Annotated in this window: 11 protein-coding genes; 8 read left to right on the top strand and 3 right to left on the bottom strand. The window is 72.0% G+C overall.

The window, feature by feature from the left end:
* Positions 1-511 precede the first annotated feature (511 nt).
* From D0D28_RS19030 to D0D28_RS18995, 8 genes are all read left to right on the top strand, one after another.
* Positions 512-778 (top strand): hypothetical protein, encoded by a 267-nt coding sequence (locus D0D28_RS19030; RefSeq protein ID WP_094006776.1) that lies wholly within the window; start codon positions 512-514, stop codon positions 776-778.
* A gap of 18 nt (positions 779-796) precedes the next feature.
* Entirely contained in the window at positions 797-1,252 is a 456-nt protein-coding gene (locus tag D0D28_RS19025) for a hypothetical protein (protein ID WP_094006775.1), read from the top strand.
* A 10-nt stretch (positions 1,253-1,262) separates the two neighbouring features.
* A complete protein-coding gene (locus D0D28_RS19020) occupies positions 1,263-4,148 on the top strand; it encodes an ATP-binding protein (RefSeq protein ID WP_116111488.1) in 2,886 nt (961 codons plus the stop codon).
* Entirely contained in the window at positions 4,145-6,205 is a 2,061-nt protein-coding gene (locus D0D28_RS19015) for a hypothetical protein (RefSeq protein WP_094006773.1), read from the top strand. Before D0D28_RS19020 ends, D0D28_RS19015 begins: the two co-directional genes overlap by 4 nt.
* A 5-nt stretch (positions 6,206-6,210) precedes the next feature.
* Entirely contained in the window at positions 6,211-6,807 is a 597-nt protein-coding gene (locus tag D0D28_RS19010; RefSeq protein ID WP_116111487.1) for a hypothetical protein, read from the top strand.
* Positions 6,808-6,810: 3 nt separating this feature from the next.
* The gene (locus D0D28_RS19005) at positions 6,811-7,809 is read left to right on the top strand and encodes a C40 family peptidase (protein ID WP_094006771.1); all 999 of its coding nucleotides are present in this window, start codon (positions 6,811-6,813) and stop codon (positions 7,807-7,809) included.
* A 13-nt stretch (positions 7,810-7,822) separates the two neighbouring features.
* Positions 7,823-9,124 carry a hypothetical protein gene (locus D0D28_RS19000; RefSeq protein WP_116111486.1) on the top strand — a complete coding sequence of 434 codons (1,302 nt, stop codon included), beginning with the start codon at positions 7,823-7,825 and terminating at the stop codon, positions 9,122-9,124.
* Between the two features lie 310 nt (positions 9,125-9,434).
* Positions 9,435-11,480, top strand: coding sequence for a tetratricopeptide repeat protein (locus tag D0D28_RS18995; protein ID WP_162831117.1), 2,046 nt, complete (start codon positions 9,435-9,437; stop codon positions 11,478-11,480).
* On the opposite strand, the gene D0D28_RS18990 is transcribed toward D0D28_RS18995, so the two are convergent.
* The 3 genes from D0D28_RS18990 to D0D28_RS18980 are packed head-to-tail and all read right to left on the bottom strand — an operon-like array spanning position 11,464 to position 13,884.
* Positions 11,464-12,387, bottom strand: a complete 924-nt coding sequence (locus D0D28_RS18990) for a carbohydrate kinase family protein (RefSeq protein ID WP_116111484.1) — start codon at positions 12,385-12,387, stop codon at positions 11,464-11,466. The genes D0D28_RS18995 and D0D28_RS18990 overlap by 17 nt on opposite strands.
* Positions 12,384-12,683, bottom strand: a complete 300-nt coding sequence (locus D0D28_RS18985) for a hypothetical protein (protein WP_116111483.1) — start codon at positions 12,681-12,683, stop codon at positions 12,384-12,386. Before D0D28_RS18985 ends, D0D28_RS18990 begins: the two co-directional genes overlap by 4 nt.
* Entirely contained in the window at positions 12,676-13,884 is a 1,209-nt protein-coding gene (locus D0D28_RS18980; protein ID WP_162831116.1) for a hypothetical protein, read from the bottom strand. The genes D0D28_RS18985 and D0D28_RS18980 overlap by 8 nt, the downstream gene beginning before the upstream one ends.
* Positions 13,885-13,898: the final 14 nt, after the last annotated feature.

The raw sequence follows: 13,898 nt of genomic DNA, 5'->3' as shown, positions 1-13,898 counted from the left end.
CTCCGCACAGCGAGCGCTTACACTCGAGTCCACCCGAAAGTGCGTATCGATCACACATCGTGAGGACGAAACGGCTCCACTTGGGCGCTGGGTGACGGTGTTCGCTGGATCGGATGATCGACTCGCCCGGAGAAGTCGTCACGCCCGGGTACATGGCATGCGGCCGATCGGGTCATGCCACACTGTTGTCCGCGCCATCGAGGAGCGATACCGCGCACCCAGAGTGAAACGGGAATGCGCCTGTGGGTGAGTCCCTACCCACACTAGGAAATCCGGGTGCAGGGGGTTAACCCTGAGCGGTCTTGCCACGATGATGGAGGGCGACGAGTTCAGGAGAAGTGGCCGTACTGTGCCTGGTGTGGATGGACTGCCGTTCGACAGAGAGCGCTTTGACCGTCACAGCTTGTGACGCCATGATGGGCTAGACAGACCGGACGAACTTTCCGACCTCGTGGGCCCGCCCCGCGCTGACCCACCCGACACCCACACTCCTCGCACCTGGGAGTACGCGATGACCATGATGACACTTGTGCAGCACCTGGCGCAGGGCGAGATCAGGACCCGTGGAGTCCAGCAGTGGCTCCTCGACAACATCATTCCCCTGGTCCTGCTCGCCGTCGCGCTGCTGCTGCTCTGGCTCGGTGGCGGCAAGGGCGACAACGCCGGCGTCATGCGCCGCCTGGCCGGTGTGGTGATCGCGCTCGCGATCGTCGGCCTCGCCGTGAGCGGGCTCGGCGTCAACGTCGGCGAATGGATCGCCGGCTTGTTCACCAGCTGACGGCGCGGGGTAGCGCGCGTGCGGATTCGAACCGATGACGAGGTCTACCGGGTCGACGCGGTCTGGCTCGGCCCGCCGAAGGCGACGTTCCCGTGGCGGGCGCGGTACGTGGCCTGGGGTGTCGGCATCCCGGTGTTCCTCGTCGTCCTGGCCGTGGAGCGGCAGCTCGGCTTCGGGTTCGGCTTCTTCTCCACCGCGTGGGCGTTCGTCATCACGATCTTGATCACCCGGATGATCACGGCCAAGATCAGTCACGAGCGTCCGCTCGGTGCGGTCATGACGATGTGGCTGCGCGAGCTGCAGACGCCCCGCGAGAAGACCTCCGGAGAGGGCGGTGCGGTCACGGCCACGAAGATCCGCGTGCGGAACGAGCGGCCGCTGCCCAAGCACAAACGGCACCTCGCCGCGGCGGGGTCGCATCCTCACCACCAGCCAGCACGACCGCGTGGCGCGCGCACTTCGGCGCCACGGTAGGAGGTAGAGGTTGTTCGGAAGCGGCGGACGCCGGAAGGCCGGGAAGTCCGACCCCAGCGGGGCTGCGCAGTGGCCGCCGCAGCCGGGTCGCGCCCCCGGCAAGCAGGGCCGCCGGCTCCCCGGTGAGCAGGCGATACCCAGCTACACCCCGTCGATCTCCCTGCGCACCATCGACGGGCACCTGGTGCGCACCGAGAACGAGGTCTACGCCTGGTACCGGCTGGCGCCGCAGCGGTGGTCGTTCCGGTCGGACTCCCAGCGTCGCGACCTGATCGCCGCGATCGCCGGCCAGTACGCCGAGCTGCAGGGCCGCTGGCTGCACCTGCGCGTCACCACCCGGCCGTACCCGATCCGCATGTGGGCCGAGGCCCACGTGCACAACGCCATCCGCCGCCCGCCGGACGTGCCCGGCGCGCTGTCGTTCGACGACTACCTGATCGGTGAGCAGCAGCAGCTGCTCGGCCGGTCGATGGCGGAGAAAGAGGTCTACATCGGCGTCCAGGTGCAGACCCGGCGCGTCGTCGACCGCGCGGTGGAGCGCGCCGCCCCGCTGCTGCGCCGCATCCTGCCCGAGGCGGTCGACGCCGAGCTGGCCGCGCTGGACTCCGAGGTCGAGCACCTGGACCAGGTGATCGGCTCGTCCGGGCTGGAGGGCCGCCCGGTGCACGCCGAGGAGATGTCCTGGCTGATGCACCGCTCGTGCTCGCTCGGCCTGCCCGCGCCCCGGAATCTGCCCGCCGTGCCCGGCGCGGTGTGGGAGCCGGAGGACCTGGCCAGCTTCACCGACGCGGCGGACTTCCACGCCGAGCCGTACGCGCCGACGCTGACCGTGCGCGGCCGCACCGGGTCCAACGCCGGGGTGCAGCGGCACCTCGCGGTGCTGACCGTGGGCCAGATGCACGGCCTGCAGATCCCCGAGGTCGACGACCCGTGGGTGCAGCACGCGGACCGGCTGCCGGCTTCGGTGGAGTGGTCGGCCCGCATCTACGTGCGCCGCCCCGAGGAGGTGGCCGGCGAGCTGCAGCGCCAGATGAACAAGGTGCGCTCGCAGGTCAAGCACTACACCGACGAGCACGAGCTGGAGCCGCCGCAGTCGCTGGCGCGGCAGGCGACGCGCGTGCTCGAGATCGACGACGAGATGACCTCCGGCTTCACCGCGCTGGCGACCCGCGTGCGGTCGTGGTGGCGGCTGGCGGTGTCCGGCGACACCGAGCGCGAGGCGCTGCGGCTGGCGCAGCAGCTGCTCGACCTGTACAAGCCGAAGATCGCGATCGAGCACCCGGAGGCGCAGTACGCGCTGGCGCGGGAGTTCATCCCGGGTGAGCCGCTGTCGTCCTCGGCGTACATGCGCCGGGGTTCGGTGGTCTGGGCCGCGGCGGCGGTGCCGACGGCGACGGCCGAGGTCGGTGACCGGCGCGGCATCCTGCTCGGCGAGACGGTCACCGCGACCCGGCGCCCGGTCGCCTGGGACCCGTGGATGGCGCAGGAGATCCGCGACGGGTCCGGCCTGACCGCGATGGTCGCCGGTCTCGGTGGCGGCAAGTCGTTCCTCGGCGGCGGCATCGTCTACAAGACCCTGCGCGCCGGGGCGCACTGGACGCTGCTGGACCCGTCCGGCCCGCTGTCCCGGTTGTGCGATCTGCCGGAGATCCGGCCGTACGCGCGGCCCATCAACTTGCTGAATGCACAACCCGGCATCCTCAACCCCTACCGCGTGGTGGCCGAGCCGCTGCTCGAGCACTTCATGGACGAGGAGGACCCGGAGCGGGCGTGGCGGCGCGAGCGGGCGCTGGCCGGCGCGACCCGGCGGCGGCTCGTGCTGGACGTGCTCACCGGGGTGCTGCCGTACGAGGTCGCGCGGATGCCGCAGAGCCGGATCGTGCTGCTGCGGGCGGTGCGCGCCTTCGGCGGCCGGTACGACGCGGACCCGGGCCAGGTGATCGACGCGCTGCGCCGGGACTCCAGCGAGCACCACGAGCACGCGGTGGTGGTGGCGGACTTCCTGGACGAGATGCGTGAGCGCATGTCGCTGCTGATCCCGGAGAACGACGCCGACCCGTACTCGGAGACGCGCGACGACCGGCTGACGGTGCTGACGATGGCCGGGCTGACGCTGCCCAAGGACGGCGTGGGCCGCGAGCACTGGACCGACGCCGAGGCGCTCGGTGTCGAGATGCTGAACCTGGCCGCGTGGCTGACGCAGCGGTCGGTCTACGAAAAGCCCAAGGACCTGCGCAAGGGCGTGTGGATCGACGAGGCGTTCTTCCTGTCCGAGGTGCCGACCGGGCGGGTGCTGATGAACCGGTTCGCGCGTGACTCGCGGAAGTGGAACGTCCGGGTGCTGCTGTCCTCGCAGATCCCGGCGGACTTCCTGAAGATCCAGGGTTTCGTCGCGCTGCTGGACTCGGTGTTCGTCGGGCGCCTCGACGACGACGAGGCGCAGGCCGACGCGCTGCGGCTGCTGAAGGTGCCGGTGGGCGTCGGGTACGAGCAGGTGGTCGCGTCGCTGGGCCGGCGGCCCGGTGCGCAGCGCGGCCTGGAGCGCGACCGCGAGCCGAGGCAGTTCATCTTCGGCGACGGTGCCGGTGGCGTGGAGCGGATCCGGGTGGACTTCTCCGGGCCGCACCTGGCCCACCTGCGCGCGTCCCTGGACACGACGCCGGGTTCGAAGGACGCGCTGCCGGCGGACACGCACGCCCGGGACACCGAACCCCCGCGCGAGGAGCAGCACGTGGCGTCCCCGCCACCGGACGACGAGCTGGAGCCGGACCTGGAGCTGGCCGCGGAACGCGACCTGGGGCTGACGGAGGAGCAAATCCTCGCCGAGGACGTCCCGGGTTCCGGCGACGGCGAGCGGGCGGGCGCGGGCAAGCGCGGCGGCTGGGACGCGGCATGACGCTCGTGACGGTCTTGAGCGTGCTGGCCGTGGCCGGGAGCTGGCACGCCCTGCGAAGGGGCCTGAAGAACCGCGGGAGCCGCCGGAAGAGACCACCCCGCTGGGCGGCCGTGGTGGCGGTCGCCCTGCTGATGGGTTTCCAGACCACGGTCATGGCCCCATCAGCCTCCGCGGCGTCCTGTGGTGAGGCGCCGAACCCCGAGCGGCCTGGTGCCGGTTTGGTGGGCGCTCTCGACCCACCTGCCCGGCACGGCGAGAACGGCAGCGCCTATCTGGACTACAGCTACGCCGGGACGGTCTGGTACGTGTACCAGACCGACTGCGGTCCGCTGTCCGGGATCACCAGCCCGAACACGACCATCGACACCTGGGCCGGCAACCAGCTCTTCAACATCGGCAAGAACATCGTGGGAGCCACCAACTCACTGCACTACACGGTGATGGAGGGCGGGCTCCTCAACCCGATCTACAACGCCGTGAAATCGGGCGCGGAGAAGGTCTACAACAACGTCTACGCGCAGCTCTTCGGTCTGTTCGCGCTGGTGCTCGCCATCATGATGTTCCGCAACATCTGGCGCGGGGACCTGTCCGCGGTGAGCAAACGCGGGCTCTACGCCCTCGGCGCCGTGTGGCTGGCGGCGTCGTCGATGGCGATGTTGCAGTACTTCGATCCCATCGACCGGGCGATCGTACAGACCAGCACCAACATCCAGGCCGGGTTCGTCGACAACTCGGGCGACCGGATCGTGCGCGAAGTCCTGCCCACGGACCTCTACAACCAGGTGATCTACAACAACTGGCTGCGCGGGGAGTTCGGCGCGCCGGACGCGCCGCAGGCGCAGCAGTTCGGGCGTCCGCTGCTCGACGCGCAGGCGTTCACGTGGACCCAGATCCGCAACGGCGACGACGCGAACCAGGGTGTGGTGGACGCGAAGAAGGCCGCGTACAAGAACATCTCCACCCAGCTCGGTCCGGCGACCCAGTACTTCACCGGAGAGGGTGGCAGCCGGACGGGATCCGGGTTCCTCGCACTCGGCCAGAGCCTGGTCTACGCCTTGTTCCAGTTGCTGGCCAAGGCTTCCGTGCTGCTGGCCCAGGTGCTGATCCGGTTGTTCGTCCTGACGGCACCGTTGATCGGCCTGGTGGCCCTGGTCCACCACGACATCCTGCGCCGCGTGGCGCGGTTGCTCGGGGCGGTCGGCTTCAACCTGCTCGTCCTCTCGGTGCTCGCCGGTGTGCACGCCCTGCTGCTGCAGGCCATCTTCGCCGCGGGGAACTCGCTCTCGATCCTCACCCAGATGGTCATGGCGGGGCTGGTGACCGTTCTGCTGTTCCTCGTCGGGCGGCCGGTGCGTCGGCTCTGGCAGATGGTCGAGATGTCCGTCGGCGTGGTCGGGTCCTCCATTCCGGCCCCGAGCGGCGGCCTGTTCAGCCGCTTCCGCAGGAAGCAGGGGCCCACGCCGCAGGACGAGTTCTGGGAGAGCGTCCGCGAGAGCGAGGAGAGCGAGGTCGCCAGCCCGACCGGGTCCGCCGGCCGCGGGCGTCCCGAGGCGACCGTCTTCGCCACCGCCCAGCGTCTCGACGGCGCCGGGGCCATGGCCGCCCGCCCGGCGGCCGCCTGGTCCGGTGCGCCCTGGCCCGGCGGTGGACCGGCGCTGCCCGGACACGCCAGGCCCGGCCTGCCCGCCGGCGGCGGCAACCAGCCCGCCTTCGCCGGTTACGCACCCGACGGCGCGGACCCGGACGCGTTCGTCTACTCCGCCCCGCCGGGCACCACGCGCCGCGCGGACGGCTGGATGCCGCCGGTCGCGCAACGGCCCAGCCGCCGCGTGGACACCTCGCCCGTCTACGACCGCGGCTGGGACGAACCCGACCCCGTCGTCGTCCCGTCGCGCATCTCGCGGCCCGGCATGAGCGCCACCCCCGCCCAGCGGCCGGAACCCCGCCGCGCCGGGCAGGAGCTCGTCGGCGGCAAGCCGGTCCACGTGCTGTACCGCCCCTCCCGCGGGCTCGAGGTGCGCGACGACTCCCGTGACACCGACCGGATCGTGCGGTGATGTAGATGCCGATCCGGACCAACCGCGGCCGCGCCGCCGTCTACCGCCGCATCTGGGGTTTCCCGCTGCGCTCGCCGGCCCAGCTCGTCGGCACCGCCGTCGCGGTGATCGTGCTGATCGTCGCCATCGGCATCGTCGTGCCGCAGTTGCTGGGCAACCCCAACCGTTCCGGGCCGACGCCGGTGCGCATCCAGGACCCCGGCGCCGGCAGCAGCCCGACCAGCGCGGGCTCCTCGCCGGCCCCGATGTCCACCCGCCTCACCGCGCCGCTGCTCCAGCCGACCTCCGCCGCGCCGGACCCGGCGGCCCTGCGGATCGCCAAGCAGTGGGCCACCGCGTGGGCCACCCACCCGGACGGCATCACCAACGCCCAGTGGCTGGACGGCCTGCGTCCACTCACGACGGAGGAGTACCTGCCGGAGATGTCCACTGTGGACCCGGCGAACATCCCGGCGACCAGGGTGACCGGCGAACCCACCGTCACCAAGTCCTACACCAGTTCCGTGGAGGTGCTCGTCCCGACCGACGGCCCGAAACTGTCGATCACCGTGGCGAAGACGCCGTCCGGCTGGCTCGTCACCGGCTACGACCAGGCGAGCTGACCCATGCGGATCGGTGTCCTCGTCGGCGTTCTCGTCGCCGTGCTCTTCGCGGGGGTCGCGACCGTCGGGGTCGTCACCAAGGTCGTGACCGACCAGCAGCAGGCCCAGATGCAGGCCGCGTACACCAACGTCAGCTGCGACGCGGCGATCGGCCCGAGCGTGCCCGGCACCGACCAGGGCGCCGCCCAGGCCGCGAAGCTCAACGACGAGCAGCGGTACATCATCAGCCAGATCATCGAAATCGGCAAACAACGCGGGTTGTCGCCGCGTGCGTGGCAGATCGCGATCCAGGCCGGCATGACCGAGTCCGGCATGCGCAACCTGAACTACGGCGACCGGGACTCGCTGGGCATCTTCCAGATGCGGCCGTCGATGGGCTGGGGCACGCCCGCCCAGCTGCAGGACATCCCGTACCAGATCAACAAGTTCTACAACGTCCTGCTCACCGTGCCGGACTGGGACAAGCAGCGCCCCGGTGCGTCGGCGCAGGACGTCGAGCGGTCGGCGTTCCCCGAGCGCTACCACAAGTGGGAGCAGATGGCAGCCCACCTGGTGGAGAACCTGGGCCAGGTCGCGGACATGGTCGGCTGCGGGCAGAGCGCGGGGCTCGTGCTGCCGCCCAACAACGCCGCGGCCGCCGCGATCCAGTTCGCGCTGGGGGAGCAGGGCAAGCCGTACGTGTGGGGCGCGACCGGGCCGAACTCCTACGACTGCTCCGGCCTGATGCTGCGGGCGTACGAGGCGGCGGGCATCACACTCAGCCGGGTGTCGCGCGACCAGTACAAGAACGGCGCGATGCTTCCGGTGCGTGACGCCCAGCCCGGTGACCTGCTCTTCTGGGCGTATGACCCGTCGAACCCGGCGACCATCCACCACGTCGCGATGTACCTTGGCGACGGGAAGATCGTGGAGGCCCAGCAGACCGGCGTGCCGGTGCACACCCGGAAGGTCTCCTGGAACGAAGACGAGCTTGTGCCGCAGGCAGTCCGGCCCGGCGTGTAGAAGGTGATGCCCCGTGGCGAAGAAGTTCGGTAAGCGCAACAAGAAGCCGGCGCAGCTGGGCGACCTGTTCGGCGCCCCGCCGCCCCCGCCGCGGTCGGGGCCGCCCGCGTCGAGCACGCCCCTGTCCGATTACCTGTCGCAGGGACTGCCGGGTGTGGACGACGGTTACGTCGTGCTGCCGCGTTCGCTGGCGGAGGGGATGTCGCTGCCGTGGCAGCAGCAGATGGCCGCGTTGCTGTCGCAGTTCCACCAGACGCACCGGTCGCTGTCGTGGCCGATCTACCGCACGGTGCCCTCGCGCTACGAGAAGCTCGTCGACCTGGACGAGGAGCAGCTCGCCGAGGTCGGCTACCTGGTCGAGATCGACGCCGACGGGGACATGGTCTACCGGGAGCGCAGCGGGCGGAAGGTCGAGGAGCCGGAGAACACGACCGTCCTGGTGCCCTGCCTGGACCCGATCCCGCCGCGCGGACGGACCAGCCGCGAGGCCGAGGCGCCCGCCCCGGCCGCGGACGCCCCCCGCGCCGCGCCGATGATCATCCCGCCCGCACCGGTGTGGCGGACCACGCCGACGACGCCGTCGCCGGAGGTGCCGCCGCTGCCGGAGCCGCCGAAGAAGCTCGCCGCCCCGCGCACACCCCCCGAGAGCGGCCCAGCGCTGCCCAGCGCACCCGAGGCGGGTGCCGTGGCCGGTCCGGCCGCGGTGCCCGGTGCTGCCGAGAGTGGCTCAGGAAGGGCCAGGGTGCCCGGTGCGCCCGAGGTGGGTTCGGTGGCCGGTGCGCCTGGGGCCGGTCCGGCCACGGTGCCCTGTGCTGCTCCCGCCGGTCCGGTGGCGCCGGGCCCCTCTGGGAGTGGTTCGTCCGCGGCGCCCGGCGCCTCTCCGGCCGGCCCGGTGGCGCCCGGCGCGCCCCAGGCCGGCCCGGCAACCGGGGCTTCTCAGGCAGGGCCGGGAATGCCCGCAACTGGCTCGGGGCCGGCCGTGGCGCCGGCCGGCCCCGCCGCGCCCGGTCCGTCCGGGGCAGCCCCCAACGCGCCGTCGCCCGAGGGTGCCCAGCGGGTCACCAACCCGCAGGCCTGGCGCACGATGGAGCCGCCGGAGGAGCCCCCGCGCTTCACCGAACCGCTGCCCCCGCAACCGCAGCCCACCCCGGCGGCCGGTATTCCGCTGGGCGGCCTCACCAAGCACGATCCGGAGCCGACGCCGCCGCAAGGCACGCCAAGGGTGAACCGCGACTGGTTCGAGCCGGACCAGCCGGAGCACGAGTTCGGCCCGACCGGCCAGCCGACGGAGCTGCCCTACCGCTACCGCCCCTGACCGGGACGTCCCGGCCACAGCCGACCTTCTGGGGGCCGCCGTATCTCCGTCGGCGGTGCGCTGCCCGTTCACGGCACCGGGGCCCGCCCCCGTCCGGAGGGATCGTCGTATCTCCGTCGTCGGTGCGCTGGCCGCTCACAGCACCCCTACTCCGCCCGGAGTAGCCGCCGTACGCCACCAGCCGTGGCTTCGGCGTTCACCGCACCGCCCCAGGGAGCAAACCACCGCACCCCGGCCACCCTTTCCTCCACCCCCCGTTGCACGCCGTACTACTTTGGAGTGAGTAGGCGAGCGTGACTGGGGGTTGACGGTGAGTGAGCACGCCAACTCGGTTTCGGGCGGGGTCGAGGGTGCCGTCGTCCAGGCGGGCTCCGTGCACGGCAACGTGTACATCTCGCAACCGGCGCCGATTCCGGTCGTGCCCCGCCAGCTTTCGCCGCCGCCGGCCGGGTTCGTCGGCCGCGACGCCGAAGTGGCGCGGCTCGACGAACTCCTGGCCGACGGCGGCGTCGTCGTGCTCAAGGGACCCGGCGGCGTCGGCAAGACCGCCCTCGCGTTGTCCTGGCTCGCCCGCGCCTGCAAGCGCTTTCCCGACGGTCAGCTCCACGCCGAACTCGCCCTCCCGACCGGCGAACCGGTGGCGCCGGAGGACGTGCTCGGCCAGTTCCTCCGCGCGCTCCGCGTGCCGGCTCCGCAGGTGCCGGCCGGGCTGGCCGAGCGAACCGCCCTCTACCGGTCGGTGACCACCGGCAAGTCGCTGGCCGTCCTGCTCGACGACGCGGTCTCGGCCGCACAGGTCCGCGTGCTGCTCCCGGTTTCGGGCGTCACGGTGGTGACCACGCGCCGGGCACTGCTCGGTCTCCTCGCCACCGGGGCGCACGTCGTTCCGGTCGGCCCGCTGCCCGCGGAGCCCGCGCTGACACTGCTGGAAGCGCGGATCGGCACCGAGCGGCTGGCGGCCGAGGAAGAGGCCGCGCGCGATCTGGTCGGCTTCTGCGGAGGACTGCCCATCGCGCTGTGCGTCGTGGCCGCCCGGGCCGCCACCAGGCCACGGCGTCCGTTGATCCGGTTGGTGGCCGAACTGGCGGACGAGCGCGCCCGGCTCGACCGACTGTCGGCGGAGGGAGACCTTTCGGTGCGTTCTACTTTGGACGGTGCGTACGACGACCTTCCCGCTGACCTCAGGCGCCTCTACCGCGCCCTGAGCCTGCACCCCGGCGACGGGTTCGGCCCCGAGGTGGTCGCCGCGATGCTCGCCGTCGGCGTGGACACCGCCCAGGACGGGCTGGACGCCCTGGTGGACGCCAGCCTGGCCGAGGAACTGGAGGAGGGCTCCTACCGGCTGCACGATCTCGTCCGGGTGCACGCGCACGGCCTGGCGCTGGCCGAGGACAGTGAGGACGAGCGTGCCGGCCTGGTGCACCGGATCGCCCGCTGGTACGTGTACGCGACCCACCGCGCGAACCGCATGGTGATGCCCGCGCGAGCGATCATCAGTTCCGAACCCGAGCCGGCCGAGTTCGCCTGGCCACGGTGCCTCACCCAACACAGCTCGGCACTGGACTGGCTGGAAGCGCACCGCACCACGCTGCTCGCACTGGCCAAGGAAGCCCTGGGACGTTCGTGGCCGCGGCTGGCCCTCGAACTGGCCGACGCGTTGCAGCCGCTGCTCAAACTGCACAAGCACCGCGCGGACGCCTTCGCCAGCAACGAAATCGCCCTGCGCGCCGCCGAAACCGCGGGAGACCCAGCACTGCGCGACCGCATGCGCAAGCGGTTGGCCCGGGCGCACCTCGCGCGCGGCGAATGGCAGATCGCGCAGGAGCACGCGGCGGATCTCCTGCAAGCCAGCCGAGCCCGTGGCGACCGGCGTGGTGAAGCCGGCGCGCTCAAGACCCTCGGCCTGGTCGCGGTCGAACGCGGTGATCTGGACGACGCGGCCACCTCGTTCCGCGCGACCGCCGAGATCCTGCGTTCACTCGGCCGGAGCCGGGGCGAGGCTCTCGCCTTGATCAACCTGAGCGAGGCGCTCGTGGGGCTCGGCCGGCACGAGGCCGCGATCGAAGAGGCGGGCCGGGCGCGCCGCTTGCTGTCGACGCTCGGCCGGGCGGACCCGTACAACGTCGCGAGAGCTGTCGCCGTCCTCGGGCACGCGCACCTCGCGGCCGGTGACCTCACGCAGGCGCGCCCGCTCCTCGAACACGCCCTGACCGCATTCGCCGAGCTGGGTTCCGATCACGAGCGCGCCCGTGCCCACCAGTTGCTCGCCCAGCTGGCCCGCCGCGTCGGTGACGACGACCAGGCCCGGCGGCACGAAGACCTGGCCCGAACGCTGCTGGCTACGCGAGCGTGGTGATCGGCGGCAGACCCGGCGACCGGCACAGTCCGGCCAGGGCGTCCGCGTCGATCCCCGGCTCCTCGTCCGGCCCGCCGCCGACTTTCCAGCCCGCCGCCGCCGCGGCCAGCCGCAGCGCCCGGCCCGGGTCGCCCGAAGCGAAGTACCCGTGCGTGAAGGTGCCCAGCAAGGTGTCGCCGGCTCCGGCCATGAAACGGACACCACGCGGGCTCACGGATTCCACCCGCCAGATGCGCCGGTTCGTTCTGACGCCGAGCACAGCGCCTTCGGAACCGCAACCGACCAGAACCACTTCCGTGCCGTAGCGGTCCCAGATGGCGCGGATCCAGTTCTCCGGGAGCATCGGCAGCTTCTCGTGCGAACAGGCCAGTACGTGCGCGCTGTGCATCCAGTCGCGGTTGTGCCGGGAACCGATGTCGTCCACCAGGTGCAGATCGGTGACGATCGGGATACCCCGGTCGACGGCGGCGGGGATCAGCGGACGCGTGAACCCGATGTTCGTCAGCACCGCCGCCGTGCAGCCGTCCGCGACAGCCTGCGCGAAGCGCGCCGCGGGATAGGCGAGCCGGGGCGTGCCGCGCAGGTCGGAGGCGCCGCACCGGGTGCCGTTCCGGTCGTAGAGCACCATCGACCGGGGCTGGCTCTCGCAGGGGAGTGTCGTCGTCCCGGCCAGCCCGTGCCGGCGCAGTCCCAGCTCGACCATCCGGCCCAGCAGATCGGTGCCGACGAAGGTGGCCAGGGTGACCCGCTCACCGAGCCGCTGGAGCGTGCGTGCGACGGTCCAGCCGACCCCGGCCAGGCGGAGGCTGATGTCACCGGGATGAGTCGTGCTGGACACCAGCGGGATGGGGAAGGACTCGAACTGGCGCGCCATCCGCCCGGTCACCGCGCCCGCGACGAACATCATGACGTCACCGCCCTGGTGTGCGCTTCCCGAGCGTGCTCGCCCAGCGCCTGCCAACTGATGCGCCCACTGAAGCCGGGCCGGACGATCCGCGGATCGTGCCCGCGCGCGGCGAGCAACGCCCACTGCCCGCACTCGTGCCGGACCGCGACGACCAGGCAGCCGGGATAGCCGGCGAACGCGCTGACCAGCTGCCACGAAGCCCGTGCCAGCGTGGCCGCCTCCAGGAGGATGATGTCCGCGCACTGCAGGACACACCGGCTCGCGGAACCAGCGCGGACGAGCAGCTCGTCAGGCATCGAGGTCTCCTTCCGTGCGCAGGGACGCCGGCGGGACGGCCCGGTGCTTCCCGGGCATCGGGAGCCGCAGCAGGCGGTACATCTCCGCGCGGAGCAACCGGTGCGCCTGCCCAGGCCGGGAGGTCAACCGCCGCGTGACCTGGACGCCCCAGTCCGCCGGGGGTGTCTGGTGCAGTTGCGGCTCGATCGGCTGAAAGCGCCGCAGCCGCGGTGCGTGCCTGCCGACGTACGCCTGCGCTGAGTCGTCGTCCAGCTCGCCGAGCGGGATGTCGGTGTGCAGCACCGGTTTGCCCACCGCGGCGGCGTAGACCGTCGTCGAACCGTGATCGCCGATGACGCGGTCGGCAGCCACCACGACTGCCTTCCAGTCGGCTTCGGGCTCGACGAGCACCAGGCCGGCCGCACGCTCCTCCGCCAGCCAGGCCTTCACCTGGCGTCGCCCGTGCCCGGCCCACGCCGCCGGGTGGAGCATCGCCGCCACCCGGTACCGGTCGGGATCGAGCTGACGCAGCAGGTCACCGAGCAGTCCGGGATGCCGCCCGAACAAGGAATGCGGTCCCCAGGTCGAGGTGACCAGCACCAGTTCCCGGTCGCCGATGCCGAGTTCGCGCCGGTAGCCGTCGCGGTGAGCGACGCTCGCGGCGAGCTGGTCGACACACGGATCACCGGCCACCAGCGCGACTCCGGCCGCTTCGGGGCACTGCTCGGCGAGCACGGCCAGCTGGGCCTCGTGTGACAGCACGATCGACGCCGGCACGACTCGCCCGGCCTTCACCAGGTGCTCGGAGCCGAGACCGTAGACGCTCCGGCGGGCGGCGACACCCGCGGCGGCGAGCGGGGTCTTCTTCGCATACCCGGCGCCGTGCGGCAGGACGAGCACCGGCGCGTGCACGTCGGCGATCCCGCCGTAGGCGGCCGCGAGACCGAGGTCGAACCGTTCCCGGACCGCCTGCTCCCACGGAATCTCCAGCGCGCCGGCGCTGCGCAGCAGGTCACTGACGCCCTCGGTGAAGACGTCCGGCGCCTGCGTGAAGACGGCCTGGACCGCCTGGTCCTCTTCGATCAGGCCGAGCACGTCGAGCAGCCGCTGCCCGGTGACGATCGTGTGCACGACGACGAGGACCGTCCGGCAGCCGCGCCTGGTCACCCAGCGGTCGGCATCCGGCCCCACCGGGACGGCCGACCATTTTCGCTCCACCATGTTCCGCTCCCCTC

Source organism: Amycolatopsis ruanii, assembly GCF_003385175.1.
In the GTDB taxonomy this organism is placed as follows: Bacteria; Actinomycetota; Actinomycetes; order Mycobacteriales; family Pseudonocardiaceae; genus Amycolatopsis_E; species Amycolatopsis_E thermalba.
Note: the sequence above shows the minus strand (reverse complement) of the source record. Positions and strands in the feature narration are given on the sequence as shown.